This window comes from Pseudomonas sp. 2822-17, from assembly GCF_002742485.1.
GTDB lineage: Bacteria > Pseudomonadota > Gammaproteobacteria > Pseudomonadales > Pseudomonadaceae > Aquipseudomonas > Aquipseudomonas cyclaminis.
This window is the reverse complement of record NZ_LJRZ01000247.1, coordinates 215,924-241,767: the sequence shown is the minus strand read 5'-3', so window position 1 is coordinate 241,767 and position 25,844 is coordinate 215,924. Positions and strand designations below refer to the sequence as shown.

Here is a 25,844-nt window from a genome sequence, read left to right as displayed (position 1 = left end):
AAAGCTACGGAGGAAGAATGACGGAACCCTCTTCATCTTTTGGAGTGCACTTGCGCGGTTGGTTGGCACACGTTTCCCGCTCAGGGTGGGGAGGACTGTCCTTTTGGGCGTTGCTGTTGTGTGTCACTGTTTTCCTCTTGGTCAGCGGTTATGGATCGTTTGTCGGTGCCAACAAGGCGAATCTCCACTTTGCTTTTCTGGGCGGGCTATCCGGGTTCGCCGCGACAGGACTTGGAGCCATTGCAGCAGTCGCATTGCGTGACATAACCGCTCGTACGCAAGACATCATGCTTGGCTTTGCCGCCGGCATGATGCTGGCCGCCAGTTCCTTCTCGCTCATTCTCCCTGGTATCGAAGCAGCTCAGGCCCTTTGCGCAAACCAGTTGCTCGCAGCATGCGTTGTTGTTGCGGGATTGGGATTGGGCGTAGCGCTGATGGTTGGCCTTGATCGTTTCGTCCCTCACGAACACGAGAAAAGCGGACGCAGGGGGCCGGACGCGCAGCGTATCAATCGGGTCTGGTTGTTCGTCTTGGCAATCACGCTGCATAACCTGCCAGAAGGGATGGCTATTGGAGTGAGCTTCGCCAACGGCGATATGAAGGTGGGGCTGCCGCTGACAACCGCGATTGCCATACAGGACATTCCGGAAGGGTTGGCAGTCGCCCTGGCATTACGGGTGACAGGCATCTCTGCGCTTCGAGCCGCGCTGATTGCGGTTGGTTCGGGGCTGATGGAACCCTTGGGGGCAATTGTCGGTTTAGGGATTTCCAGTAGCTTTGCCTTGGGGTATCCCATCGCTCTCGGCTTAGCAGCTGGCGCCATGATTTTTGTAGTGTCCCATGAGGTCATTCCCGAGACACATCGCAATGGTCATGAGACACCAGCGACCTTAGGCCTGATGCTGGGTTTCGCAGTCATGATGTTTCTTGATACAGCCCTGGGTTAGTTCTGAACCTTTTATCCGTCGCCCTGAAAAATTTCCGGAACACCTCTTGAATTTGTAATCCAAGTAAAAGCCGTGATTTGAAATCAGGCGGCGCTGCAATGGTGCCGCTTGCCATTTACAAATGCCTGCGCGAGAGACCGAAAATGTCTGATGCACAACGTGAAGCGAATTCCAGAGCCTCAAACCCGCAAAACACACTTTCCGAATTGTTGACTCAACTCCTGATGGCTCGCGGGCCAGGTGGGCAGGAAGATGAGGTTCGCGAAATATGCTTGCAAACCATTACTCCTCTCTGCGACGAAACATGGGTTGATGCCGCAGGTAACGTCATAGGACTTATCAAGGGTAAGCGGGAGGTTACCGAATCGCGCAGAGCCGTAAGGGTCATGGCGCACATGGATGAAATCGCGATGGTGGTTAAGAGCGTCAATGAAGACGGCACATTGAGAGTTACTGCGCTGGGAGGCGCGAACCCGGTGAATTTCGGTATGTGTCCGGTTGATATTCTGGGTGATAACGAAATTATCCCAGGCGTTTTATCTTTCGGCTCAATGCATGCAACGCAGAATGCACCCCAAGGCGCTGATGTGTTATCGGGAAACGTGCACTGGAATGACGTTCATGTGATTACGCGATCTTCACCGCCGGTCTTGCGCACTCAGGGCGTACGTCCGGGTACGCGGGTCGTGTTGAGTCGTCATTGGCGTGAACCGTTTCGGGTGGGTGACGCCATCGCTGCGCATTTTCTGGATGACCGTGCCCCCATGGCGGCCGTGATCGATTCCGCCCATCAATTGAGCCATCGTCGAGATGAGCTGGCATGCGACGTATATCTAGTATTTACGACGTCGGAAGAAGAATCCAATGCAGGGGCGATGTTCGCATCCGCAACTCTTCCAGGTGAAACCACTATCGCTGTAGAGGTCGGGCCAGTGATGGATGAGTATGGAACGAGGCTGAGTGTCGATCCAATCATCAATACCGGCGACGAAAAGGGCTATTACACACGCGACATCGTGACGTCCTTAGCTGCTGCAGCAGAGCGCTGTGGTTACAGCCCTCAATACGCGTTACTCGTCGATTTTGCTTCAGATGCGAGCGCCGTATTAAGCAATGGCTCGTCGGCCAGAGCGGGGTGCATAGCAATACCTACCGAAAACACTCATGGTTATGAGCTGATTGTGGACGGCGCAGTTCGGGCTTGTTCGGCGACGCTTTGCGAGTACCTGGCCACTTGCTAAAGGCTGAAAGCCTTCCAGCGAGTAGCTTGTTCAAACTGATGAGGCTACAGGCGCGGGAACGTGCATGCTCGCTTCAACATAAGTTTCGGCTCACCACATGACTTTGCGCTTCGCTTGCCAGTCGCGCCTTTCATCGCCTGAGCCGAACGAGGACGCCGGGAAGTGAGCCACAAGTGCTCTGCGTCGCGGTTTCGCTTGATGCGTAACCCCCGACCGCTGGTCGCACTGCAACGGTTTATTTTGAAATTTATGAACAGGGAAGCGCCTCACAAAAAGGTAGGCAGTGCTCCAGGCGGGCGCTGCCCCTTCTTAAGCCTGAGGAGATTTGTTCATGTTTCTACATAACAAGCGACTTCAATACACAGTCCGTGTCGCCGAGCCTAATCCAGGTCTGGCCAACCTGCTGCTGGAACAGTTTGGCGGCGCTCAAGGGGAGCTCGCGGCAGCGTCCCGCTACTTCACCCAGGCCTTGGCTGAAGACGATCCGGGCCGCAAGGATCTGCTGATGGACATCGCCACCGAAGAGCTCAGCCATCTGGAGATCGTCGGGTCCATCATCGTGATGCTCAACAAGGGCGCCAAGGGGCGCCTGGCCGAAGGCGTGGAAGAGGAGGGCGAGTTGTATCGTTCCCTCAACGGTGCCGGCAATGACTCTCACATCACCAGCCTGCTGTACGGTGCCGGTGCGCCATTGACCAACTCTGCCGGCGTGCCCTGGACAGCGGCCTATATCGACACCATCGGTGAGCCCACCGCGGACATGCGCTCCAATATCGCCGCCGAAGCCCGCGCCAAAATCGTCTACGAGCGACTGATGAACGTCACGGATGATCCGGGCGTAAAAGAGGCGCTGGGCTTTTTGATGACGCGGGAAATCGCGCATCAACTGTCTTTTGAAAAGGCGCTGCATTCGATCCAGCCGAACTTCCCTCAAGGCAAGCTGCCGGGCATGCCGGAATTCACGCAGGTTTATTACAACATGTCCCAAGGCGCGCAAAGTCTGCGTGGCCCGTGGAACCAGGGCGAAGGGTGGGAGTTCGTGGAGAACCCGCAACCGGCGGTCGATGGTGGTGATGGCTTGGCCACTGTGCAGCTGGATGCCGATGACGAAGCGACGTTGAGCGCGATGAAGATCCGCACCGCCTCGGACGCGACGAGCGATCCCGTTTCCGGTGCTGACCTGGGCTCGGGAATGCAATCTAAACGCGAGATTTGACGTTGGGCGGCGCCCGACCGCCTGCGGCGGGCGCCAATTCAGTGCAGGGTGGCACTGTGCGACGTTTTCACGGTCCATGGAACACGCGCCACGTAACTGGAGGTGAACCTTGGCAAGCAAGAAAAAGCCCGTGGTCGACCGTGTCGACCCGGCTCGGCTCTCTTCCAGCCGCAAAGACCTGTTTTTCGCGGCCATGGAAACCAGCCAAAGCGCGATGATCGTTTGCGACCCGGCCCAACCCGACAACCCGATCATCTTCGCCAATCAGGCGTTCCTGAGGCTGACGGGGTATGAACAGGATGAAGTCATCGGGCGCAATTGCAGGCTCCTGCAAGGACCTGAAACCGATAAACGTGCGCTGCGGCAAGTGCAGCAAGCGATGACATGCCGCCATGAGGTATGTGTGGAAGTACTCAACTACCGCAAGGACGGTTCGACGTTCTGGAATGAACTGTTCATTTCGCCGTTGTTCAACGAAAGCGGCCAACTGGTGTACTTTTTCGCCTCCCAATTGGACGTGAGCCGGCGCCACGACGCTGAACTGCGCGTGCGCCGCGTCCAGGACCTGGAGGCCCTGGGGCAACTGACCGGCGGCATCGCCCATGACTTCAATAACCTGCTGCAGGTGATGGTCGGTTATCTCGAACTGATCCAGCAGAGCGCCAAGCGCCCCGGCACCGACCCGCAGCGCATCTTCAACAGCGCCAGCCGCGCCAGGGCCGCCGCCGAAAAAGCTCAAACCCTGACCCAACAACTACTCGCGTTCTCGCGCAAGCAACGGCTCGACAGTCGCGTGATCAACCTGAACACCTTGCTGAGCCGCACCGATTTCCTGGCGCAGACACTGCAGGATGTTCAGCTGCATGTAGATCTGGCTGAAGACCTGTGGAACTGCCGTATTGACCCTGCGCAGGCGGAGCTGGCCGTGCAGCATTTGTTATCCAACGCCCAGGATGCGCTCGAAGGACATGCCGCGCCGACCGTGACGGTCAAGACGCGCAACGTTCAGGTTCCGGGCGATGCCAATGCGCAACGCGACGGGCTGGCTGAAGGCCGCTACGTGGGCCTCTCGATCAGCGATAACGGCAATGGCATCGATGAGAGCGTCCAGGAGAAAATCATGCAGCCGTTCTTCACCACCAAGGAAGAGGGCAAGGGCTCGGGGCTGGGGTTGTCGATGGTGTATGGCTTCGTCAAGCAATCGGGCGGTACTGCGCGCATCCATTCCTACCCAGGCGTTGGCACGACGGTATGCCTGTATTTTCGGGCGAACGACAGCCAACTCTGGGTCGAGCAAACGCCTGCGGCCACCTCGCTTCAAGGCGACGAGCGCATCTTGATCGTGGAGGACCGGCCCGAAGTGGCCGAGCTCGCGCAGGAGGTTCTGTCTGACTACGGTTATCGCACCGACATTGCGCACACTGCCGCCGAGGCGCTGGACCGGCTCGCCGGCACGACCTATGACCTGGTGTTCAGTGACTTGATCATGCCCGGCCAGATGAATGGCGCGGAGCTCGCGCGCGAGATAGCGCGCCTGTATCCGCACACCAGGGTGCTGCTTACGACGGGCTATGCGAAAGACTCGTTGGAGCGCGCGGATATACAGGTGCATGAGTTCGAGTTGATTGCCAAACCCTACCAGCCCGCTGATTTGCCCAGGAAGATTCGCAGCTTGCTCGACACAGCGTGGACAGCGCCAGCATCAGGTTGAGGGCCATCACCAACAGAATCGAGAAGCCGAAGATCGAGCGCGCCCAGCGCGCTGGATCGACCCGGCGCACGCCGCTGTTGGCCAGCGCCAGCCAGTAACCGCCCAACGCGCTGATCACGGCGAAATACGGTATGCCCATCTGGGCCACCACTCCCAGCAGCAGGGTGCCGACGCAGAAGGCCAGGGTGTACGCCTCAGTGCGCCAGCATGTTGTGGTGAATACTGCCCATGATCCATAGCGAGAGCCCTACCAGCAAAAGAATGATGACCGCCGAAAAAATCAGTGCAATCAGGTTCCAGCGTTGTTCCTCGGCCGTATCCAGATGCAGGAAGAATTTGAGGTGGACCACGATCTGGATAACCCCCAGCGCCACCACCAGCCAGGCGGTGATGGTGCGCGGAAGCGAAGGGAACATCACCAAGGCGAAAGGGATCAGGGTCAGCAGCACCGACAGCAGGAACCCGACCAAGTAGGAACGGCTACTGCCATGGCTGGTACCGGCGCTGCTGTGAATCTGACTTTGTTTGTACATGTCACACCACTCCCAACAAATAGACCACGGTAAAAACGCAGATCCACACCACGTCCAGGAAGTGCCAGAACAGGCTCAGGCAACTGAGCCGGGTGGCGGTGGTGTTGGTCAGGCCTTTCTGGCGAATCTGCACCATCAGCACAGCCATCCAGATCAACCCCGTCACCACGTGCGCGCCGTGGGTGCCGACAAGGGTGAAAAACGCGGTCAGAAACGCGCTGCGGTCGGGTCCGTAGCCTTCTGCGATCAGATGGTGGAACTCGTTGATTTCCATGGCGATGAAGCCGGCGCCGAGCACGAACGTGAGTCCCAGCCAGCGCAGCACCTGGCTTTGCTGGCCACGGTTCATCGCGAGCATCGCGTAGCCGTAGGTGATGCTGCTCAACAGCAGCAGCATGGTTTCAGCGAGCACATAGGGCAGTTCGAAAATATCCACGCTCGAAGGACCGCCGGCCACGCTGTCGCGCAACACTGCATAGCCGGCGAACAAGCTCGCGAACAGGATGCAGTCGGTCATCAGGTAGATCCAGAACCCGAAGACGCTCAGCGAACCCGCGTCTTCATGTCCGTGTTCCTGAATATGAGCGACGTCTTTTTCAATCACGATATTGGACATGGATCAAGCCTCTGCCAGGTCTTTGAGACGTGCCGTTTCGATGCGTGCCACCTCTTGCGCGGGCACGAAGTAATCGGTGTCTTCGTCGTAGCTGCGCACCACGAACGCGACCACCGAAGCCACCAGCCCGAACGCCGCCAGCCACCAGATGTGCCAGACCAGGGCGAAGCTGCAGATCAGCGCGAACAGGCTGATCACCAGGCCCGAGGCGGTGTTGCGCGGCATGTGGATGCTTCGGTAGTCGGTGTGGCTGAGGGTGCTCACGCCGCGCTCCTTCATGCCCCAATAAGCGTCCAGGTCATTGACCTTGGGTTGCTCGGCGAAGTTGTACAGCGGTGGCGGAGAGGCGGTGGCCCACTCCAGGGTGCGCCCGTCCCACGGGTCGCCAGTGAGGTCGCGGTATTGGTGGCGGTTGCGGATGCTGACGAACAGTTGCAGTGCCTGGGCGGCCACGCCGCAGAGGATGATTGCCACGCCCAGCAGTTCCAGCAGCAGCCAAGGCCGCCATTCCGGATTATCGAAGTGGTTGAGTCGGCGGGTCATGCCCATGAAGCCCAGTACGTACGACGGCATGAACGCGAAATAAAAGCCGATCAGCCAGCACCAGAAGGCGATGCGGCCCAGCTTGTCGTTCAAGCGGAAGCCAAAGGCCTTGGGGAACCAGTAGGTCAGGCCGGCCATGTAGCCGAACACCGCGCCGCCGATGATCACGTTGTGAAAATGCGCGATCAGGAACAGGCTGTTGTGCAGCATAAAGTCGGCGCCCGGTACTGCCAGCAATCCCCCGGTCATCCCGCCGATGCTGAAGGTCACGATAAAGCCCAGGGTCCACAGCATGGGGGTCTCGAAGCGCACCCGGCCACGGTACATGGTGAACAGCCAGGTGAAGATTTTCACCCCGGTCGGCACCGCGATAATCATGGTCATGATGCCGAAGAACGCGTTGACGTTACCCCCTGCGCCCATGGTGAAAAAGTGGTGCAGCCACACGATGAACGACAACACGGTAATCGCAATCGTCGCCCATACCAGCGACACGTAACCGAACAGCCGCTTACTGCTGAAGGTCGCGGCAATCTCGGAAAACACCCCGAACGCCGGCAGGATCAGGATGTACACCTCCGGATGCCCCCAGGCCCAGATCAAGTTGACGTACATCATCGGGTTGCCGCCGGCTTCGTTGGTGAAGAAATGCATGCCCAGGTAACGGTCCAGGGACAGCATCAGCAGGGTGGCAGTAAGAATTGGAAACGACGCCAGGATCAGCACCGAGGTGCACAGCGCATTCCAGGTGAACACCGGCATCTTGAACAACGTCATGCCTTCGGTACGCATCTTCAAGATCGTGACGAAGAAATTCAGCCCGGTCAGTAACGTGCCGATGCCGGATATCTGCAATGACCAGATGTAGTAGTCCACCCCGACCCCGGGGCTGTAGGCCAACCCGGATAACGGCGGATAGGCGACCCAACCGGTTCGTGCGAACTCACCGATCCCCAGTGAGACGTTGACCAGCGCGGCACCGGCCACGAACAGCCAGAAGCTCAGCGCGTTGAGAAACGGGTAGGCCACGTCGCGTGCGCCGATCTGCAACGGCACCACAACGTTCATCAGGCCGACGACGAAGGGCATGGCCACGAAAAAAATCATGATCACGCCATGGGCAGTGAAGATCTGGTCGTAGTGTTCCGGCGGCAGATAACCCGGCCCGCCACTGGCGGCCATGGCTTGCTGGGTGCGCATCATGATCGCGTCGGAAAAACCGCGGAGCAGCATCACCAGCGCGACGATGATGTACATACAGCCGATCTTTTTGTGGTCCACCGATGTGAACCACTCGCGCCACAAATAGCCCCATTTGTGCTTCCAGGTAATGGTGCCCACTATCGCCGCGCCGATCAGCCCGATGAAGGCCAGCGTATACATCACAATCGGTTCAGTGGTTGGAATCGCATCCCATGAGAGTTTTCCGAACATTGCTATTGCTCCTCGGCCAGTAAACGGGTGCGTTGATCGACGCGCTCTCCAGTGCCGCTCAATGGCGCTCGCCTGGTTTTATTGGCCTTGTTCATGCCTTCGTATTTATCGACGATGTCCAGGAACAGCCGCTCCTGCACTGCCGAGTAATAGGTCACCGGGTGCTTGATGGTGGGCTTGGCCAAGTGCGCATAGCTCGTTTGGTCAAGGGTTGTGGAGGCGCCCTTGACCTTGTTCACCCAGGCCTGGAAGTCGGTGGTGCTTAATGACAGCGTGGTGAAATGCATGTCGGAAAAACCGGGGCCGTTGTAGTTGGCGGCGATCCCTTTGAACTCGCCGGTCTCGTTGGCGATCAGGTGCAACTTGGTCTGCATGCCTGCCATGGCGTAAATCTGACCACCCAGCGCCGGTATGAAGAACGACGTCATGGCCGCATCGGAAGTGATGGTGAAACTCACCGGCGTGTGCACTGGCAAGGCCAGTTCGTTGACGCTGGCGATGCCCAGGTCTGGGTAGATGAACAGCCACTTCCAGTCGGTGGCCACCACCTGGACGTTGATCGGTGGCGTGTCCGAGTCGAGCGGGCGATAGGGGTCGAGGGAGTGGGTGGTTTTCCACGTCACCCAGCCCAAGGCGATGATGATCAGCAGCGGCACGCCCCACACCACCGCTTCGATTTTGTGGGAACTGGCCCAGCGCGGTGAGTAACGGGCCTTTTTATTGGTGGCGCGGTAGCGGTAGGCGAATACGAACATCAGCACGATCACCGGCACCACAACCAACAGCATCAAGCCGGTGGCGAGGATAATCAGGTCGCGCTCATCGGTTGCAATCTGCCCTTTGGGGTTGAACACCACTAAGTTGCAGCCGCTTAACAAGAAGACGCTGGCGAGATATGCCAGGCAATAGCCAATCGCTCGTTTCATGCCTTGCTCCTGTATTGAAAACGTCCGTTGTGACGGCGCCGAAACTCCGGCGACAGTGTTCGCAAATCACTTAAGCGAAACGCTGGCGCTGCGTTTGTTAGTGCCTGGCGCAGTCAAGTGCCTGACGCCAGGCAATACAGCGCCATCAATGGATAAAACGCACCCACTGCCCGAATCTTTTGGCTTTCGCTGCTGCTCTACGGTGGGCGGTTTCACCGCGCTGCCGAATATTTTGAATAGACGTCACGGGGTTGGTTTAACAATTTGTTACTTCGCCTGACGAACGGCTTAACAAGCGAAACGGCAGTAGAGTTTTATAGGTGCATGATGCAATTTCCCTTGTAAAAAATACGGAATCCCTGTTGGTGCATTCAGGTCTTACTTGAGGGTCAACCCACTAACGGCCCGGGAGAATAGTTATGTTTATTCGTGGTAATACCTATAAAGCATGGGCAGAAAAGGCATTGGAAGAGGAATGCTTTACTCAGGAAGTGGAAAACGGTTGCCATATCGAAGTCAGAGCCCGGGAGCGCGAAGACGCCGATATCGAAGTGTTGGTCAGCGTCTATACCGCGACGGGGCAATGCGTGGTCGAACGCACCAAGCAGTTGCCGGGCGCCGAATGGACCATGCACGACGCGCTCAAGCGCGGCATTGATCAGGCGGAACGGATCGTTGGCGGGGAATCGGGACGGCTGCCTTGCGCCGACGCGCACCTGCACGAGGACGATTAACGGGGCGCCGTGAAGTTCAAGTTACGCACCGCAGCGCATTCAGACGCAGCGAAATAAGCCGCCGTTGCGTATATAAGTTCGGCGCACTAGTCACCGGCTCGCCGAATAGCGTTACGGCCCTATGTACTGCTCGAAAAAAAGCCCGTACGGAGTACGGGCAAGACAGGAGTTTTTACCAGAGCCTGGAGGGAACAGGCTCAATAGTAAGAAGCGTTAAAGCGAAAACGGTTTTGTTTTTTTTCTGAGGTGCCGACGAATGGTCATATCCCGATAGGGCCGCAAGTGGGCGCAACTAAAAATACACATCAAGAGGAAAAATCTGAACCTTCGCGCTGCTTCAATAACAAAAATCAGAAGGAGGGCATATGAAAAATTCTTTATATATTATCGAGTACGAATACCATCATAAGCCGAGATCTTTCATTATAAGAGCAGAGGTTATGAATAATGCAGAAGCGTGGCATTGGGCATCTTGCGATGCTGGGATCGGTATAATTCCGCGGTCACGCCATGAAAAGATCAAGCGGGTCAGCAGACCCCTTGCAGAACGCTACGGCCTGGAGAATGTCAGGTGGCGTCCTTCTGGCAGTATTCCATTTATTGCACAGCCCTATGTACCGCCGCCCCCTGAATGAATGCAACTTTTAACAAATGAACTCATTTGAGTGTGGTGTTGGTTTGAGTCAAACCTTACTGTTTTTTCGACGTTCCTGCAGCATGCATAACTTGAGGGCGCTGCGTTGAAGGGCGTCCATCATCAAGTCCGCCAGATACTGTTGCCTGCATTGCGGGCAGAGCATCTCGGCGGCTGTGGACACCAGATAGGAGGGTTCGTCCGTCGTCGGCTCCAAGGGCTGTTTACATTGGGCGCACTGGCCGTTCGCGTGTAGACCAGACATGTTCGACTCCTCCCTGAATTAAAAGCTCACTCACAATCCATGATGAGTTGAACGATTTCAATAAAAAAAAGGAAGAGTTTCAAACAAGCGATTAATTGATGTTAAAACGCCAATATTGGGGTTTCAGTTTAAAAGCGCTAGGAGTGAATGAAGCTGCTTACAAACTCTGCCTGGATGACCGGTAGTTCGATCCCATGGATCAAGCCGGCTGTCATGGCTTGTTGCGGGTCGAGAATGCGCGGCGCCGCGATCAGGTACTTTTCTGTTTCGAGTTTTTCCTTTGCATCCTGGGTACGCTCTTCGACGATGCGTGCATACAACTGCAAGTCGTAGTCAAGGCTCATGGCGTATTCGGACATACGCGAATGGTCGACGGCGCCTTGCACATGCCAGTGAAACGGATGAAACAGAAACTTGCTGTGCTTGCACGCCGTCCTGCGCTCACCGGCCAGAAAGATGATATTGCCCATCGACTCCACGGTGCCGAGGTTGTGGGTGTGCACCGCGATCGGCAGCGCCAGCAGGAAGTTGTACATGGTAAAACCGTAGCTGCATTCGCCGCCCATCGTGGCGATGTTCACTACCAGGCCCGAAGCCTCTTGCTGAACGGCCAACGAGGCTTTTTCGATGAGTTGGCTGCAGGTAGAAGCGGTGACCGGCCCGGTAAAGTTAATGACGTGTAAAGGCATGGTGTCTCCCGTCCATCAGGGCAGGGGAGCACGGCTCCCCTGCATCAAGCACATCAACTGTTGCGTCCGCCACCATGGCTGTTCTGGCCGCCTTTACGGCCAGCTTCCGAGGCTTTCTCACGGTCGTTGGCAAAGTTGCCGCCACTGTTCTGACCGCCTTTGCTACCGGCGTCGGCGGCGCGCTCGGGATCATTCTTGAAATTGCCGCCGCTGTTCTGGCCACCCTTGCTTCCGATCTCCTGATAGAACTCTTTGTCATGTGAAGCCGAAGTTGCCTCGCCACCTTTCTTGCCGGCTTCGTTGACGCTCATTTGATTTTGCTTGTCGTTAGTAGTCATCTCAGTCATCTCGTCGTTATGTTGGTGATATATCTTTCAACTCGATCTACAGGTAGTTAAATACTGATGGTCGCTCAGGTTATAAATGCCTTTCGCACAGCGGTAGTGCTTGCGACGCATCGACAGTTGCTTCAGCCAGTTCGACGACGCGCCGATGTTCGTAACACGGCAATGTGTTCGCGCGTAGGCTTGCCCTCGGTTCAGTTCGCACTTGTGTGCTCGGCTTGTGAGGTAAAATACTTCGCTGATAGTCTGCTGATGCCCCCATGCTTAGTTCTCCTCTGCTATTAAGAGAAGGGGCAGCATGGCTGCCCCCTTGTGACCGCTGTTACTACTTGCGGCCGCCGCCATGGCTATTCTGGCCACCTTTACGGCCAGCTTCCGAAGCCTTTTCACGGTCATTGGCAAAGTTGCCGCCAGATGCCTGGCCGCCTTTCTTTCCCGCCTCGGACGCTTTTTCGTGATCGTTGGCGAAGTTACCTGGGTTTTTATTACTGGTCGTCATAATGCTACTCCAACTGTAATTGAGGTTTCGCTTACGCCCGTTTATTGCAACGGACATAGTTTCCGATAAGGGCGGCCTTCGAAATGTTTCGGGATTTTTTAAAAAGGACGATGAACGGTCTTTGGCTGAAGAAAACTTGTACAGATGCGCGGTGTTCGCGCCGCTTCGTATAAGTTTTTACTCCAAGTGGGGTGGGAGTGATATTAAATTAATAGCAATGGCTGCCGCTTCGCTTAGTGTGCAAAAGTAGTTTTAATTGAAAGCTCTTGCACGGGTCGACTACCGAACCTACATCACGGAATGTTAGAGGCTGTATGCCAAATATACAGGTATGAAAGAGACTGATCGTGGGGCGGTGCTGGACAGGAAACAGCGGCTGGCTGCAGAGGAAGCCCCGCTCCTTGAGCGGAACGGGAAAATCCTCTTATCCCAACTAGCGACGTAAGCAACACAATTTTTCGATCAGAACAATCAACGATTCGTGGGCGACCGGTTTGCTCAAATGGGTGGTGAAGCCCGACTCAGCCGCTTTTTTCTGGTCACTGCCGGCCCCGTAACCGGTGAGGGCGATCGCGGGAACCTGGCGCAGATGACCTATCGCGCGCAGCTTGCGCATCAGCTCATGGCCATTCATTTTCGGCATGCCAATGTCCGAAATGATCAAGTCGTACTGTGCATCGCGGGCTGTTTCCAGCGCGGTCTTTGGGTCATTGAACGCGTTAACCTGAGCGCCCTCCATCTCCAGCAGCAGATTCAGCACTTCAAGCACCTCGCAAGAGTCATCCACCAGCAACACCTTGACGCCATGGAGGCGTTCAACCTCGTCCTGTTCAGCGTCAGAAAGTGGCAGATGATCCTGTTGTTCGCACAGCGGCAGCCATACCGAGAAGGTGCAACCAAAACCCAGCCCCCTGGAATGAACACTGACCGAGCCTTCATGAGCCTCCACCAGTTGGCGTACCAAGGACAAGCCTATGCCAAGGCCCTCGCGTTGATGCGTCTGATGCTGGTTTTCTGCCTGCCCGAACAGATCAAAGATCTTCTCCAGGCTGTCATCTGCCAGGCCGATGCCACTGTCGATCACGTCCAACTGGGCGCGCCCCTCCGAGCGGCTCAGCACCAACTGCACCTGACCGCCCTCCGGAGTGAATTTCAGCGCGTTGTTGACCAGGTTCCAGATCACTTGCTCAATGCGCGTCGGGTCGACGTCGACGATCAGGGATCCATGATCCGAAGGCGTTTGCAGCGTCACCTGACGACGATGCCCGTCGGCGAGCACTACGCCATGGATCTCCCTCAGCGTGCGAATCAGATCAACCCGTTGTCTTTTCAGCTTGAGCTTGCCCGTACGCACCCGTGCGACATCCAGCAGGTCGTCAATGATCCGTGCCTGGCTGGACACGGCCTCGCAGATCGTATTCACGGCTTTGATCGCCGGGCCCGCCGCCTTGGTAGCGGGCAAGCGACGCAGTAACTCGGCGTTCAGTTGGATGAGGTTCAGTGGATGTTTGAGTTCGTGCGACATCACCGCGAAAAACTCGTCCTTGAGATGGCTCTTCGTCTGGGTTTCCATCAGGCGCTGGCTCTGCTCATCCTGAGTGCGTTTGTGGCCGGTCAGGTCGCGGGCGATCTTGACGTAGCCCTTCAAGCTGTCGCTCTTTAACTGCGTGACCTCACCGCTGCAGTAGAACCGACTGCCATCCTTGCGCACATGCCAGCGCTCATCTTCACCGCGACCATGTTCGCGGGCCGCGCGCAGCTCGCTCTCGGGTGCGCCGGCGGTGCGATCCTCCGGTGAAAAAATCAAGTCGTAATAGGCGCCCAGCACTTCGTCCTTGGTGTAGCCGAAGATCAGTTCTGCACCCGTGTTCCAGTCGGTGATGGCGCCGTGGTCATCAAGGATGATGATTGCAAAGTCATGGGTACTCTCGGCCACCAGACGCATGCGCTCTTCGCCCAGGCGCAGTTCCTCTTCGGCCTGGCGCCGCTTGGTGATATCGATGAAGGTCAGCACCGTACCGTCGATGTGATCCTCGCTGGAGCGATAGGGCAACAACCGCGCGATGTACCAGCGGTTGTCCTTACCGCTGATTTCCCGCTCGATCATGTTCAGCGACTCAAACACCGTCGTAGCGTCTTCGGTGATTTGCGGGTAATCCAGGCGGTGGGTGATATCCATCAACGAGCGTCCAGTGTCCACAGGGAGCATGCTGAAAATATCGGTGGCGCGGGGTGTGAACCACCGGATGCGCATATTGCGGTCGACGAATACGGTGGCGATGTCGGTGGAGGCGATCAGGTTGGTCAGGTAGTCATTGACCTTGTCCGTCTCTTCTACCTTGGTTTTAAGTTCATAGTTGACGGTCAACAGCTCTTCATTGATCGACTGCAGCTCTTCCTTGCTGGTTTCCAGTTCTTCGGTGGCCGAGCGCAATTCTTCGTTGACCGCCTGCATTTCTTCGTTGGAGGCCTTGAGTTCTTCGCTTGAGACTTCCGACTGTTCGATGGTGTCCTGCAAGTGCAGCTTGGTGCGTTGCAGCTCCTGCTCCAGGTTGCCCATGATGGCGTTTTCAGCATGGCTGACGGCGGTGGAGTCGGCCTGTTGGAGGTCGATCGGGCTTTCCTGGAAGATCACCAGCACATAGTCGCTTTCGGTCGCGTCATCGCGATAGGGGCGGGCGGTAATGTCCACCATGAAGAGCGCCTGCTCGCGCTGAACGCGGATCTTGCGGGAGGTCACAGGCATGTTCGATTGCTGGACCTGAAAGAGTGTGGTGCGGATGTCGAGGCGCAGGTCGGGATGAACCAGTGCCAATAGGTTATGCGTTATCTCACCCGCCACATAACGCAGGAAGCGCCCGGCACCTTCGCTCATGTGCAGGATCTGCGCGTGGATGTCGACAATAACGCTTGGCGGTGCGGCTTTTTCCAGGGCCCGCAGATGAATATCCGCGAATGAAACTTTGTTGGGGGCCTTATTTTCAATCGCGATCGACGCGGTGCTTGGGCGCAAGTAGCCGCCTCGCGGCATGGTCGGGACGCGGCGCATAGGGGAGGAGCCGGCACGCACCCGAAAAATGCGGTTTCGTTTGTCGACCGGCACAAACAGGTCCAGGCAGCCGTCGGCCGACTCCGAGGAACCAAGGAACAAATAGCCACCGGGGCGCAGCGCAAAGTGGAACATCTGCAGGATGTCGCGCTGCACTTCACGGTCCAGGTAGATCAACAGATTGCGGCACACGATCAGGTCGATCTGGGAGAACGGCGGGTCGGCCAGCAGGCTGTGTTTAGCGAACAAAACCTTCTCGCGAATTTCTTTACGCACCCGATAGTGCTGGTTTTTCTCTTTAGCAAAATACTGGCGCAACCGCGGCGGCGGTACGTCGGTGATGATCGCCTCGGGATACACGCCGTTGCGGCCGTGGGTGATTGCGCGCTCGTCAATATCGGTGGCAAATACCTGCATCTTGGCGCCGCTGGCATCCAGCGCCAGTTGCTCGGCCACCAGCATCGCGAGGCTGTAGGCTTCTTCGCCGGTGGAACAGCCGGCCGACCAGATGCGCACCTCTTCACGGTGCGGCACGCTGTCTTCGAGTGACTTCACCAGGTTAGGTACCACGTCACGCTCAAGCGCTTCGAAGGCCTCGCGGTCGCGGAAGAAGTTGGTCACGCCGATCAGCATATCGCCGAGTAGCGCCTTGGTTTCGTCTGGGTGCCCCTGGAGGAAGTTGTAATAGGCCGCCAGGTCCGGCTGGGCGGTTACTTGCAAGCGTCGCTCAATACGGCGCAACACTGTGGCGCGCTTGTAATGCTTGAAGTCGTGCCCGGTACTGGCGCGTAGCTGAATCAGGATGTCCAGCAACAGCTGCTCGGCCACGGCTGCATCGCGTTCGGATGCGGGCGGGGTGGTTTTGATTTCGGGATCGTTGGCGGTGGGCAGGATGATCGATTGAGCATTGCGCCACAGCTCCAGCAACTTCTGGGGCATTTCCACCACGGGAAGCACGAGATCGACCATTTGCGTTTCGATGGCAGCCCGCGGCATACCATCGAACTCAGCATCTTCCGGGGCCTGTACCAGGGTGATCCCGCCTTGCTCCTTGATTCGAGAAAGGCCCACCGCGCCGTCCGCTCCGGTCCCTGAAAGGACCACGCAAAACGCCCGCTCTTTATGCGCATCTGCCAAGTCGCGAAAAAACAGGTCGATGGCTATGTGCGAGCCGCCCTCGCGGGTTGATGGGGTTACCGCTAAATAGCCATCATTCATCTTCAAATGGTGAGCCGGCGAGATGACATACACCTGATTCTTTTCGATGGGCGTCGTGTCGTTGACCTGTGATACCGGTAAGCGGGTCGACTCCTGGATAATCTTGTCCGCCACGCTTTGATGATCAGGAGACAGGTGCAGAATCACCACGAACGCCATGCCGCAATCTTTGGGCATATGCTCGAAAAACGTTTTTACTGCTTGCAGCCCGCCCGCAGACGCGCCAATCCCAACCACCGGAAAATCCAAGTCACTGGGGATCAGATCCTTGCGTTGCGGAACGTTAGGGGACCGCAGGGGGGCAGACTTCATAAATACCAACCTTGGTTAACTGCGCACGCGAAGAGCGTGGAGGGGAAAAATTAAGCGAGGGCGAGGGCTGAACCGAAAGTGAAATATAGCGGAAAACCTGCGTGCAAAAGAATGCCTCGAATCGCTAACCCTATAAACCTTACCTTGCGGTTGAGGCAGCCACCTTCAGAAGGTTTATTCAGACTGACCAATGGTTCTGCCGCACCTGAAGGGTTGTCCGGTTTTTTCAAAATCCATCTGAACTTACCCTTCCGGCCCGCCCTCGCAAAAGTAACCACAGCCAGGGGCTGTGATACTTGGCCGGGCGTCGGCCCTGTTTTCGACAGGGCTGTCAGCTACTTTCGCTTGGCGCGGTGAATGCGCATCCACTCTTGGTAAGCGGCGGTGCGTTGCGCATCTGCGACTTTCTTCGCTTCGATGAAGCGCGCCCACGTCTGCGCATCGCCGCTGTAGCACTCAATGATTTTATACGCTTGCGCGTCCAGTCGATCGGCTTCGAAAAACATCTCGTTATTTCGCGCGACCTCATCTTCCCGTGCTTGTTTTTCCGTATAACCAAGTGCCTGGCTGTTCATCATGTAAGGCCCTCCGACCACTGAACCTGTGTCGCGCCGCTCCAACGTACATCGGTAATGCCGTATTTTTCCGCCATCGGTTTAGAGACTCGCTTGAGGGTGTGCTGGCCAAATCTGGGTATGACGGCGACACCTGCATCGCAACTGGCCCAATGCCAAGCCTCGGCATTGTTCATTTGCGCTGCGCGCACGATGAAGGACTTCGGTTCACCGTGAAGCTGATACTCGATGGTAAATAGATTGTTCTGTTTCATGAGACCTCCCTATGCTCATGAATTACAGATATTTGACGTCAAATAAGATTCAAAAAATTGTCCGACAACTCGATGGATGAGCCTGGGCGCTCATCACGACCTCAGTCGTCTACTGTAAACGTGACCCACCCGGGCGCATTCGTGGGCCGCTCGATATCGACGATGACACCACTCACGGTGGAGCCATCGGGCAAATTGACCGCGACGAAGTTCGAATTACCCGGCCAATCCAGTGGCTTGTCGAAGTCCAAACGCGCAATCGTCGGCTTTCCGCTGCTACTCATTAGGATGTTTACGCCGTTGTTAAAGCGTTCATCCGAGGGTGTCCCCAAATGGCGCGAAGCAGTAATCACAGTGGCAATACCTTGGAACTCGTAAGACATGCTGATTTACCTCAATTAGACGGGGCGGCTGCCCCCGATTCAGTTATGCGGCTTCAACTCGGCGCTCACCGCTGGCGGGCCTAAACAGGTAGCCCGACGAAGTCGCCGAATGGGAGGCCGTTGCAGGGCGGTGCGGGTGAGCCAGCCGGATGCCAGGACTCATTCCGGTTGCTGAATCAATCATCATGACATCCTCCTATCGCTGGTCTTGCGATAGAGAAGGGCCGGCAGATGATCGTTCAATCCAAATGGCTGAGTGGCGCGTTCAGTGCTGATGGGCCGTTACAGTCGGATCGGTGATCTGGATAACGGTACCCTGTTGCCATGCGTCCGCACCGGGTGCGATGGGCGGGGCAACTATATCGACGCGAGTCTTCTTCTTTTCGGTGCTGTCGATACCCATTCGCTGATCTCGCTCGGCGACCATCCGAGGGTCGGCCTGGCCATCGGTGGTAAACCCCATCATTAATTGCGGCGCACCCAGCGGCAGGCGTTTGTGGAGATCGGTATGCCAGGTATGCCAGGTCTTACCGTAGGTATGTACCAGTTTTTCCATCAAGGCGTGCTCGGCCACTTCGGGGATTCCCGGCGCGACCAATTGTCCTGATTTCACTTCGTGCACGTGGCTGTGCCAAAGCGCCTTTTCAGGGGCAGGCAGTGTGCTGAATAACTGCTCGCTGATGATGTATTCCACGCCCATCAACTTTGCATCCTTGCGATTGCCGTCGTAGATCACGCATTGAATCACTTCTTCGTTGAGAACCGCGCAGTAGTGATGCGCTTCCATCTGCACATCGGGATGGCCGTTATAGAAGTGAAAACCGTCCAGATAGGCGTTCAATGCATCAACAGGCGGACGAGATTGGAGCAGGGCTGCACCGGCTTCCAGGGTTCGGGTTGATGGCGTAGTCGGTTTACCTGGCGCCCCCACATTCGAGGGGGAATCATTGCCAGCGCAGGCGCTTAGCAGGGTAAAGGTTGCCGCCAAGGAAAACGATTTGGCCATTCTGGCTGTCGTGGTAGTCATTGTCGTGGGTTCCATCCTCTTGCCTTCTCTCAAGCTGATTGGGGAAAGAGCTTCAGTAGGGGCCGGCATATGAATTCCTGTTTATTACCCTACAGATGAACGCCTGGAAGACTGTCTCGACATGACCATTTCTTCCAGTATTTCCCGTATGAGCCTATTGATTCCCGATTCCCCGTGATAGTGGGCGCGATTGATATTTGCGATGGTGAACTGATCAGCGTCGTGCGCCGTTACGGTCACCGAAAGGCTGCCGTCGGGATTGAACGCACAGTTGACTGCGCAGTTAGGAAGGCGAGCGCAAAGGGCTGTTTCAATCTCAACTTTGGTAAGCGTGTCCATGGGTTCACCGGATTAAATGCGTAAACACGACAAGCCTAGATCAGAATGCCACGGCGTAAATGCTAGCAAGATAATGGCGTTGCGCGACGTTCCTTTCTGGAAGGTACCGCTCGTCAGACATGGCTCGAATTTCTTGAACATACGATTTGCTCTCTCGGCCAGATTAATCAAATAGGTTTAGCGCGGTGCGACGATCGGTTTTGAGATTTCGCGCCGTATTGACTCACTCGCCAATAGGTAAACGATCATGAAAAAGTTGAGTATGTGCTTGGGCTTTTGCAGTGTATTCATGCTTCATGGATGCTTTGACAGCGCCGATAATGCAACCAAAGACAACTCCAGCGGTACCAAGTCCTCTGTACAGATGCAGGAAGGAAAGGCCGACGAGCGTAGCCAATAATTGATGGCCCGGCCGTTGTGAACCGTTGGGCCAAAACCCTTTTACGACAATAAAAATATTGGGTTTGGATGCTCCAAAAATGTACGCAATGTGCTCAGCAACTGAGAGGACGCGATCATGCCGCGCGGGAATAAAGATAAGTACACCGATAACCAAAAACGGAAAGCAAAACATATCGAAGATAGCTACGAGGCTAAAGGGGTTCCCAAAGATGAAGCCGCGAGTCGTGCTTGGGGAACCGTTAATAAACAGTCAGGTGGCGGCGAAAGGAAGGGGGGCTCAGGGCAGAAGACCTCCGAAGCAAAAAAGGCTAAAGCCCGAGAATCATCAGCCCGGCGAGCCGCAGCAACGCGACAGGGTGCCCCGCGAACTGATCAGCGATTAGAGGATATGAGCAAAAACGAGCTTATGGAACAAGCTCGTAAACACCGAATAGCCGGGCGTTCGACTATGCGTAAGAGCGAACTGATCGCCGCGCTGAATGAAGTGAGCTAAGGGCTTAACTGAAGTGACTACATGGCATGGGGGGAGGGGGGGCGACCAACGATTGACGTTGGCCCGCCTCGGTGAACCTGCCTGGGACTTCCGGTACCTACTGGTGCATCTCCGTCACAGACATAGTGAATACCAGCTTGGATCTGCCAGCGTTGGAATAGGAATGGGGGACGTCGGTTTTGGCGACTGCCGAACTCCCCGCAGGAATGACCAATTCTGTTTCCCCTACCACACATTTCAGCGTGCCTTTTTCCACATGAAACAGTTCAAGCGTGCCCTGAGGATGCCCCTGTGAAGCGAAAGACTCGCCTGGGTGCATTTCCCAACGCCACAGCTCGATCATATTCGGGCCGGAGGTTCCCGCCAGAAGGCGCGCCGTTCCTCCCTGATCCCCAGTCCAGAGCGTGGGGATGTCTTGACTGTTGATGATATGGGCGGATGGGGCTTCGGTCACATTGACGATGTCTGCAACGGACAGGCCCAACGCGGCGGCGATTTTGCACAGGATGCCGATACTGGGGTTCGCCGTACATTTCTCTATTTCGACAACCATTCCTTTGCTCACGCCAGCGCGGCGGGAAAGCTCATCCAGCGTGATCTTCTGCGCTTTGCGCGCCTGTTTGAGAGTGCGCGCAACGGCCAGGCTGACGGCTTGAGCATCAGCGCCAGGGGTAGTCGACAGGCTGGTATTGGTGGTCATTGATGAGGGTCATGAGGAAAAAATGTGCTGGGATTCTCGGCCTTTATCAGCAGCTCCGTCAACCGGATCATCCGTTATAGTAGAGGATATTGGTCATTATATTGACTTTGCTGGTCGTCAATGACTAGCATGAAATGACATTCAGGTTCCTGGAGGTTTTTGATGCTGTCCGTACTGCCGTTAATCGATCCAGCCGTTGCCCAGTTGGTGCCGGAGTTCAGGGCTCTGAGCATCGTGGTGGAAGCTGCGCCACTGGCTCATCCTGAGGTGGCTCAGGTCGCGCTGGACCGTGCTTGCAAGGCCGTGCAGGAAGGTGGGCCAAGCTGGGGAGAAGCCCATTTGGCCGCATGGGCTGAGACATACCGAAAGTTTGGGGCCAAGCCGCAACGCACGCCTTGTTCAGCTGAAGCGCTGCGTAAACGAGTTTTACGTGACGGCAGCTTGCCTAGTCTGGATCCCATCGTCGATCTCTACAACGCAATCAGCATCGAGTACGCCATCCCGGTTGGAGGGGAAAACATTGAGGCCTACGTGGGCTCCCCACGGCTCGTAGTCGCAGATGGCACTGAGCCTTTTGACACGATGAAAGAGGGTGCTCCTGCTTTCGAGTATCCGGATGCCGGCGAGGTTGTCTGGCGCGATGACAAAGGCGTGACCTGCCGTCGCTGGAATTGGCGGCAAGGCGTCAGGACCCGTCTCGGTGCTGACGCGAAGAGCATGTGGTTCATTCTGGAGAGTCTGCCGGCGATGCCGCTTGAAGCCTTGACGGAGGCGGGTGACAAACTCATCGAAGGGTTGCAGCAAATGATGCCGGGCGTCCAGATCGAAAGCTCACTGATTGGTCCTGGGGCCGGATAGTCGATAGATCATTTTCTGACCATCCCTAGAGCGCTTTTGAGTCTTGGATTTTCAGTAATCGCCCTTTTTCACACCACGAATTTGTTAACCAAATGATTCAGGTTAACCGCCAGTTTGGACATTTCGCCACACGCACTGGCTGTCTGGCTGGCACCCGCAGCACTCTGAGTTGCCAGCTCGCGAATACTGACCAGATTGCGGTCAACCTCACGAGCAACATGCGACTGCTCTTCAGAGGCCGTGGCAATCAGGAGATTACGCTCATTGATCTGAACGATGGCCGTGGCTATTTGATCCAGCGAGGTGCTGGCCTCTTGAGCAACGCCAAGTGATTCGGTCGCCAGGTCCTTGCTCGTGTTCATCGCCTTTACAGCCAGGTCAGAGTCGTTCTGGATGGCAGCGATCATCTGCTCGATTTCTTGAGTCGATATCTGGGTGCGATGGGCCAAAGCCCTTACTTCGTCAGCAACTACCGCAAACCCACGGCCTTGCTCGCCTGCGCGTGCTGCCTCGATAGCAGCGTTCAAAGCCAAAAGGTTGGTTTGTTCTGCAATCGCCCGAATCACCTCGACAACTTTAGTGATGCTCTGTGCACGATCTGACAAACCTTGAATTTGTTCGCTTGTGTTTTCAACGTTAACGTTCAGCTTTTGAATGGAGCTCAATGTCTGCGCCACTCGGGCCAAACCTACCTCGGTATAGCCTTGGGTGCGCTTTGACTCTTCTGAAGCTGACTCCGCGTTACGAGCGACTTCATCAACAGCAGCGCTCATTTCTGTGACAGCTGTGGCAGCCTGATTGACCTCGTCATTTTGGGCGACAAGACCCCGACTCGACTCCTCAGTTACGGCTGTCATCTCTTCTGACGCAGAGGCCAGTTGGGTGGATGAATCGGAAATCTGCATAATTGTAGTGCGCAGGTTTGTCTGCATCTGCGCGAGCGCCTTCAACAGTCGCCCGACCTCATCCGTCCCGCTGACCAAAACTTCCTTGGAGAGGTCGCTGGCCGCGATACGCTCTGCCACAGACAGGGCATCGTTAATCGGAGAGGTGATACTTTTTGTCAGTAATAATGCCAATCCAACCGTCAAGATGACCACGCCCGTTATAAGGCCGACAACAAGCCAAAAGCCATTGTTATAGAAGTCGGTCGCGTTTTGCCCAGCCCTCGCCGCACCTTCATCGTTAAAGGTGGTCAACTCCTTGATCTGCTGCTCCATGGTATTCGTCAGGGGACGGATGTTGTTACTCACCTGACTGACCGCGGCCGCTATGTCCCCCTTTCTCATCAACGGTTCGAGAATATCCAGTTGTTTGGAATAGGCATCGGCGCTGTTTTTTACCGGTGTATAAAACGAACGCTCCTTATCACTCGCGATCAGAGGCTCATAATTCGCCACTGCATCGATGAACGCTTTGCGGTAGCCAGGGAAGCTTTCAATATTCTTTTGAAGAGACTGAGGGTCAGCAAGGCCTCGCTGTGTTTCGAGCCTCAGACGAAGTGTCGCTTTATCCATCAACGCCGTTTGTCGGATGCTAGCCATCCAGTTGAGTTCGACATCTTTTTCGGAGTCCCTCAGCTTGCCCATTTGCACAACTGCAAATGCGCCGAGCACAAATACCAACGCAATAATTAGCGCGAAAAACAGAGCGGCGCGTGGTGCTACGTTGAGGTTTCTAAGGCGCATTCGGGATTCCTGTTTTCCAACTGTGGTTGATACGTTCGACAGGCTATCGACCCAAAATTGGGAACCTTAAGGATATTGCCGCAAAGGTCATGTGGTTGCCGACACAGCGCCGGTTGAAAAAATTCAGTCTGGGTTAAGGCGTTGGCGATAACGCAAGGCCAACCGCTGCGCTTGATGGGGTGGCGAATCCCGTTCCGCTTTAGCACTTGCACCTGGCCGGTTTTCGTTTTTGCGCCTGTGAGTGTGCAAACCTCCTCGTGCGACAGAAAATGAATATCCATACCTACCTTCCGCCGCGCGCAGTGGGTCGCGCTGTCTTGATGATGTGGATGACTTTGAAGGGGAAGGTTATTGCGTGGTGACGCGAGTAATCGAAGTGCGGAGCGCGACGAGAAGGGCCCGTGATCCGTTTCCAGACTGTCCAGCAGTAGTGGTAACGTCTGCGCTGTCATCCTTGGAGACGGCCAAATGAATCATCAAAGTCCAGCTAACGCCACAGCAACAAATGCTGGCAAGGTAAGTACTGCCCACCCGCCTATTTGGTATTACGGCCCCGAAATACCAATTATCGGAAGCAATGGTATGGGTGTTTTTGGATTCTCTCTTGCGCTGCTTCTGCTTTTGCCGGGCTACGGTCTTGCGACGTTCCTTTTCACAGGGCCGGACGTCATTCATGGTGTGCAGCCTAACCATGGTGAAGGCCTCACAGCGTCATCCTTCATTCTGTTAATGCTGGCCAGTGCAGTGCTCATTGGTGCGTTCTTTGCTTGGGTTGTCTCTGAGCCTCAAGTGCAGGCCTTCACGTTCGACGGAAATCAGCAACTGCTGACCCTCACCATAACCCGCCGTTGTCGAAGCCCCATCGAAGTACGCGTCCCGTTTAGCGAAATCATCTACATTTGCCCTTATGTGATGAATTCGTTTGCTCATGATGGACATTTTCACGTCGCGTATCGCGGAGCGAAGGGCAAGGTTTTTGGGTATCGTCTAGGGGACGGTACTTCTCTCGAAAATATTGAGTTTCATGGGGCGTGGTTGCGCGGAATGGTAGGAGAGCGAATGTGCGAGCTCACGGATCTCGACGACTGAAAGCAGCCTAAAGCCTGTCTGAGCTACCGCACTATTGGTCGGCCCATCAGGTGTTCATTAGTCATACGGCATTCCTTGCCGGGCCATGCCCGGGCGGCGGAGTGGGAAAACTCAAACGCTATATGCACATAGAGCAGTCGAGACGTGAAAGGTTTGGGAGTGGTGTTCGTCGGCAGGACGCCGGGGGAAGGGAATTGCGGAACAGAAAAGATAAGGGCCTGCCCAGGTTTCCCCGGCAAGCCCTTGATATCCTTGGTGCCCGAACCCGGAATCGAACCGGGACGCCCTTACGAGCGGGGGATTTTAAGTCCCATGCGTCTACCAGTTTCGCCATTCGGGCGGTAGCGCGATGCAGCAGGGTTGGGAATATATAGATCCAGGCGCGTATGCGCAAGGCCGCACAGCAGCTTTGTTGTGCGCGGGCCAGGGTGAAAAAGCTCGAAAGATCAGTGATCTACGGAGGCTTTAAGAGAAAATTCAGAGGATTCCCACGGCTTGGGAACAAGACTCATACCAAACAGCCGTAGCGATATGCCACCTTGGCCGCCCGTCAATGCATCGGTTGACGCGCCGTATCCGCAAACGTTCGTTTATGGCGCCAACCTGTTCAAGCCCAAACCTGGACGCTACCCTGCCACTCCCCTAATCATAAAAAGGAATGAGTGATGAGTGTCCAGACTCTGCCCCAGGAAGGCAGTTGCCGCTGTAGTCGTGTGCGTTTCAGTGTGAGTGAGGCGCCTGTGATCACCATGGCCTGCCATTGCACGGGGTGTCAGAAAATGACCTCCAGCGCGTTCTCCCTCAGTGCGTTGTTCCCGGCCAGCGCCTTCACCGTGACCCAGGGCTGCCCGATGACCGGTGGCCTGCACGGGGCGAACCGTCATTATATGTGCCCACATTGCATGAGCTGGCTGTTTACTCGCCCCCATGGCATTGATGAGTTCGTCAATGTGCGTGCGACCTTGCTGGATAACGCCAGCGGGTATGTGCCGTTTATGGAAACCTGGACCAGCGAAAAACTGCCGTGGGCCACGACCCCTGCGGTCGAAAGCTTTGCGCAACTGCCTGAACCCCAGGACTTCCCGCGTTTGATGCAGGCCTACGCCGTGTTCAGTGCCCGTTGAC

The 25,844-nt window shown here is 56.0% G+C and carries 26 protein-coding genes, 1 tRNA gene and 1 pseudogene; 10 read left to right on the top strand and 18 right to left on the bottom strand.

Features of this window, described 5'->3' with window-relative positions:
- Window positions 1–17 precede the first annotated feature (17 nt).
- The 4 genes from AOA60_RS02870 (at window position 18) to AOA60_RS02855 (ending at window position 5,115) form a co-directional block, all read left to right on the top strand.
- On the top strand, window positions 18–947 hold the full coding sequence (locus tag AOA60_RS02870; protein ID WP_099583104.1) for a ZIP family metal transporter: 930 nt from the start codon (window positions 18–20) through the stop codon (window positions 945–947).
- A 224-nt stretch (window positions 948–1,171) separates the two neighbouring features.
- Window positions 1,172–2,188, top strand: coding sequence for a M42 family peptidase (locus AOA60_RS02865; protein WP_256592796.1), 1,017 nt, complete (start codon window positions 1,172–1,174; stop codon window positions 2,186–2,188).
- Between the two features lie 331 nt (window positions 2,189–2,519).
- Entirely contained in the window at window positions 2,520–3,404 is an 885-nt protein-coding gene (locus tag AOA60_RS02860; RefSeq protein WP_099583103.1) for a manganese catalase family protein, read from the top strand.
- Window positions 3,405–3,513: 109 nt separating this feature from the next.
- The gene (locus AOA60_RS02855; RefSeq protein ID WP_178075311.1) at window positions 3,514–5,115 is read left to right on the top strand and encodes a histidine kinase famiy protein; all 1,602 of its coding nucleotides are present in this window, start codon (window positions 3,514–3,516) and stop codon (window positions 5,113–5,115) included.
- A 194-nt stretch (window positions 5,116–5,309) separates the two neighbouring features.
- Here the strand turns inward: AOA60_RS02855 and cyoD are convergent, their stop codons facing one another.
- The 4 genes from cyoD to cyoA are packed head-to-tail and all read right to left on the bottom strand — an operon-like array spanning window position 5,310 to window position 9,167.
- Entirely contained in the window at window positions 5,310–5,648 is a 339-nt protein-coding gene (gene cyoD / locus AOA60_RS02850) for a cytochrome o ubiquinol oxidase subunit IV (RefSeq protein WP_099583102.1), read from the bottom strand.
- A gap of 1 nt (window position 5,649) precedes the next feature.
- Window positions 5,650–6,264: a cytochrome o ubiquinol oxidase subunit III gene (locus AOA60_RS02845; RefSeq protein WP_099583101.1), complete on the bottom strand. Its 615-nt coding sequence runs from the start codon at window positions 6,262–6,264 to the stop codon at window positions 5,650–5,652.
- Between the two features lie 3 nt (window positions 6,265–6,267).
- Window positions 6,268–8,241: a cytochrome o ubiquinol oxidase subunit I gene (gene cyoB, locus AOA60_RS02840; protein WP_099583099.1), complete on the bottom strand. Its 1,974-nt coding sequence runs from the start codon at window positions 8,239–8,241 to the stop codon at window positions 6,268–6,270.
- Window positions 8,242–8,243: 2 nt separating this feature from the next.
- On the bottom strand, window positions 8,244–9,167 hold the full coding sequence (gene cyoA, locus AOA60_RS02835) for a ubiquinol oxidase subunit II (protein ID WP_099583098.1): 924 nt from the start codon (window positions 9,165–9,167) through the stop codon (window positions 8,244–8,246).
- A 419-nt stretch (window positions 9,168–9,586) separates the two neighbouring features.
- Here cyoA and AOA60_RS02830 point away from each other — a divergent pair, with 419 nt between their 5' ends.
- Window positions 9,587–9,901, top strand: coding sequence for a hypothetical protein (locus tag AOA60_RS02830; RefSeq protein WP_099583096.1), 315 nt, complete (start codon window positions 9,587–9,589; stop codon window positions 9,899–9,901).
- A 365-nt stretch (window positions 9,902–10,266) separates the two neighbouring features.
- Window positions 10,267–10,536, top strand: coding sequence for a DUF6555 family protein (locus AOA60_RS02825; RefSeq protein WP_099583095.1), 270 nt, complete (start codon window positions 10,267–10,269; stop codon window positions 10,534–10,536).
- A gap of 48 nt (window positions 10,537–10,584) precedes the next feature.
- Here the strand turns inward: AOA60_RS02825 and AOA60_RS02820 are convergent, their stop codons facing one another.
- From AOA60_RS02820 to AOA60_RS33800, 10 genes are all read right to left on the bottom strand, one after another.
- A complete protein-coding gene (locus AOA60_RS02820) occupies window positions 10,585–10,800 on the bottom strand; it encodes a hypothetical protein (protein WP_099583093.1) in 216 nt (71 codons plus the stop codon).
- 137 nt (window positions 10,801–10,937) lie between these two features.
- On the bottom strand, window positions 10,938–11,489 hold the full coding sequence (locus tag AOA60_RS02815; RefSeq protein ID WP_099583091.1) for an ATP-dependent Clp protease proteolytic subunit: 552 nt from the start codon (window positions 11,487–11,489) through the stop codon (window positions 10,938–10,940).
- Window positions 11,490–11,542: 53 nt separating this feature from the next.
- On the bottom strand, window positions 11,543–11,827 hold the full coding sequence (locus AOA60_RS02810) for a general stress protein (RefSeq protein ID WP_099583089.1): 285 nt from the start codon (window positions 11,825–11,827) through the stop codon (window positions 11,543–11,545).
- A gap of 331 nt (window positions 11,828–12,158) precedes the next feature.
- Window positions 12,159–12,332 carry a general stress protein gene (locus AOA60_RS02805; protein ID WP_027616405.1) on the bottom strand — a complete coding sequence of 58 codons (174 nt, stop codon included), beginning with the start codon at window positions 12,330–12,332 and terminating at the stop codon, window positions 12,159–12,161.
- Window positions 12,333–12,765: 433 nt separating this feature from the next.
- Window positions 12,766–16,911: a CheR family methyltransferase gene (locus AOA60_RS02800; protein WP_099583087.1), complete on the bottom strand. Its 4,146-nt coding sequence runs from the start codon at window positions 16,909–16,911 to the stop codon at window positions 12,766–12,768.
- 335 nt (window positions 16,912–17,246) lie between these two features.
- A complete protein-coding gene (locus AOA60_RS02795; RefSeq protein ID WP_099583170.1) occupies window positions 17,247–17,486 on the bottom strand; it encodes a hypothetical protein in 240 nt (79 codons plus the stop codon).
- On the bottom strand, window positions 17,486–17,740 hold the full coding sequence (locus AOA60_RS02790; RefSeq protein WP_099583086.1) for a DUF6555 family protein: 255 nt from the start codon (window positions 17,738–17,740) through the stop codon (window positions 17,486–17,488). Before AOA60_RS02790 ends, AOA60_RS02795 begins: the two co-directional genes overlap by 1 nt.
- Before the next feature lie 101 nt (window positions 17,741–17,841).
- The gene (locus AOA60_RS02785; protein ID WP_099583084.1) at window positions 17,842–18,123 is read right to left on the bottom strand and encodes a hypothetical protein; all 282 of its coding nucleotides are present in this window, start codon (window positions 18,121–18,123) and stop codon (window positions 17,842–17,844) included.
- Between the two features lie 265 nt (window positions 18,124–18,388).
- Complete coding sequence (locus AOA60_RS02780; protein ID WP_099583083.1) at window positions 18,389–19,150, bottom strand: OBAP family protein; 762 nt, start codon at window positions 19,148–19,150, stop codon at window positions 18,389–18,391.
- An 84-nt stretch (window positions 19,151–19,234) separates the two neighbouring features.
- On the bottom strand, window positions 19,235–19,489 hold the full coding sequence (locus tag AOA60_RS33800) for a hypothetical protein (protein WP_099583081.1): 255 nt from the start codon (window positions 19,487–19,489) through the stop codon (window positions 19,235–19,237).
- A 517-nt stretch (window positions 19,490–20,006) separates the two neighbouring features.
- On the opposite strand from AOA60_RS33800, the gene AOA60_RS02770 reads away from it, so the two are divergent.
- On the top strand, window positions 20,007–20,384 hold the full coding sequence (locus AOA60_RS02770; protein WP_099583078.1) for a Rho termination factor N-terminal domain-containing protein: 378 nt from the start codon (window positions 20,007–20,009) through the stop codon (window positions 20,382–20,384).
- A gap of 97 nt (window positions 20,385–20,481) precedes the next feature.
- Here AOA60_RS02770 and AOA60_RS02765 read toward each other — a convergent pair whose 3' ends face one another.
- Window positions 20,482–21,084: a helix-turn-helix domain-containing protein gene (locus AOA60_RS02765; RefSeq protein WP_099583076.1), complete on the bottom strand. Its 603-nt coding sequence runs from the start codon at window positions 21,082–21,084 to the stop codon at window positions 20,482–20,484.
- 162 nt (window positions 21,085–21,246) lie between these two features.
- Here AOA60_RS02765 and AOA60_RS02760 point away from each other — a divergent pair, with 162 nt between their 5' ends.
- The gene (locus AOA60_RS02760; protein WP_099583074.1) at window positions 21,247–21,942 is read left to right on the top strand and encodes a B3/4 domain-containing protein; all 696 of its coding nucleotides are present in this window, start codon (window positions 21,247–21,249) and stop codon (window positions 21,940–21,942) included.
- Window positions 21,943–22,010: 68 nt separating this feature from the next.
- Here the strand turns inward: AOA60_RS02760 and AOA60_RS02755 are convergent, their stop codons facing one another.
- Window positions 22,011–23,630 carry a methyl-accepting chemotaxis protein gene (locus AOA60_RS02755; RefSeq protein ID WP_099583072.1) on the bottom strand — a complete coding sequence of 540 codons (1,620 nt, stop codon included), beginning with the start codon at window positions 23,628–23,630 and terminating at the stop codon, window positions 22,011–22,013.
- A 131-nt stretch (window positions 23,631–23,761) separates the two neighbouring features.
- Window positions 23,762–23,911, bottom strand: a pseudogene (locus AOA60_RS02750) (DUF4224 domain-containing protein); the annotation flags it as partial.
- 301 nt (window positions 23,912–24,212) lie between these two features.
- On the opposite strand from AOA60_RS02750, the gene AOA60_RS02745 reads away from it, so the two are divergent.
- Window positions 24,213–24,719 carry a hypothetical protein gene (locus AOA60_RS02745; protein WP_099583071.1) on the top strand — a complete coding sequence of 169 codons (507 nt, stop codon included), beginning with the start codon at window positions 24,213–24,215 and terminating at the stop codon, window positions 24,717–24,719.
- A 253-nt stretch (window positions 24,720–24,972) separates the two neighbouring features.
- On the opposite strand, the gene AOA60_RS02740 is transcribed toward AOA60_RS02745, so the two are convergent.
- A tRNA-Leu gene (locus AOA60_RS02740) sits at window positions 24,973–25,059 on the bottom strand.
- Window positions 25,060–25,384: 325 nt separating this feature from the next.
- Between AOA60_RS02740 and AOA60_RS02735 the strand changes: the two genes are divergently transcribed.
- Window positions 25,385–25,843 (top strand): GFA family protein, encoded by a 459-nt coding sequence (locus tag AOA60_RS02735; RefSeq protein WP_099583070.1) that lies wholly within the window; start codon window positions 25,385–25,387, stop codon window positions 25,841–25,843.
- Window position 25,844 lies beyond the last annotated feature (1 nt).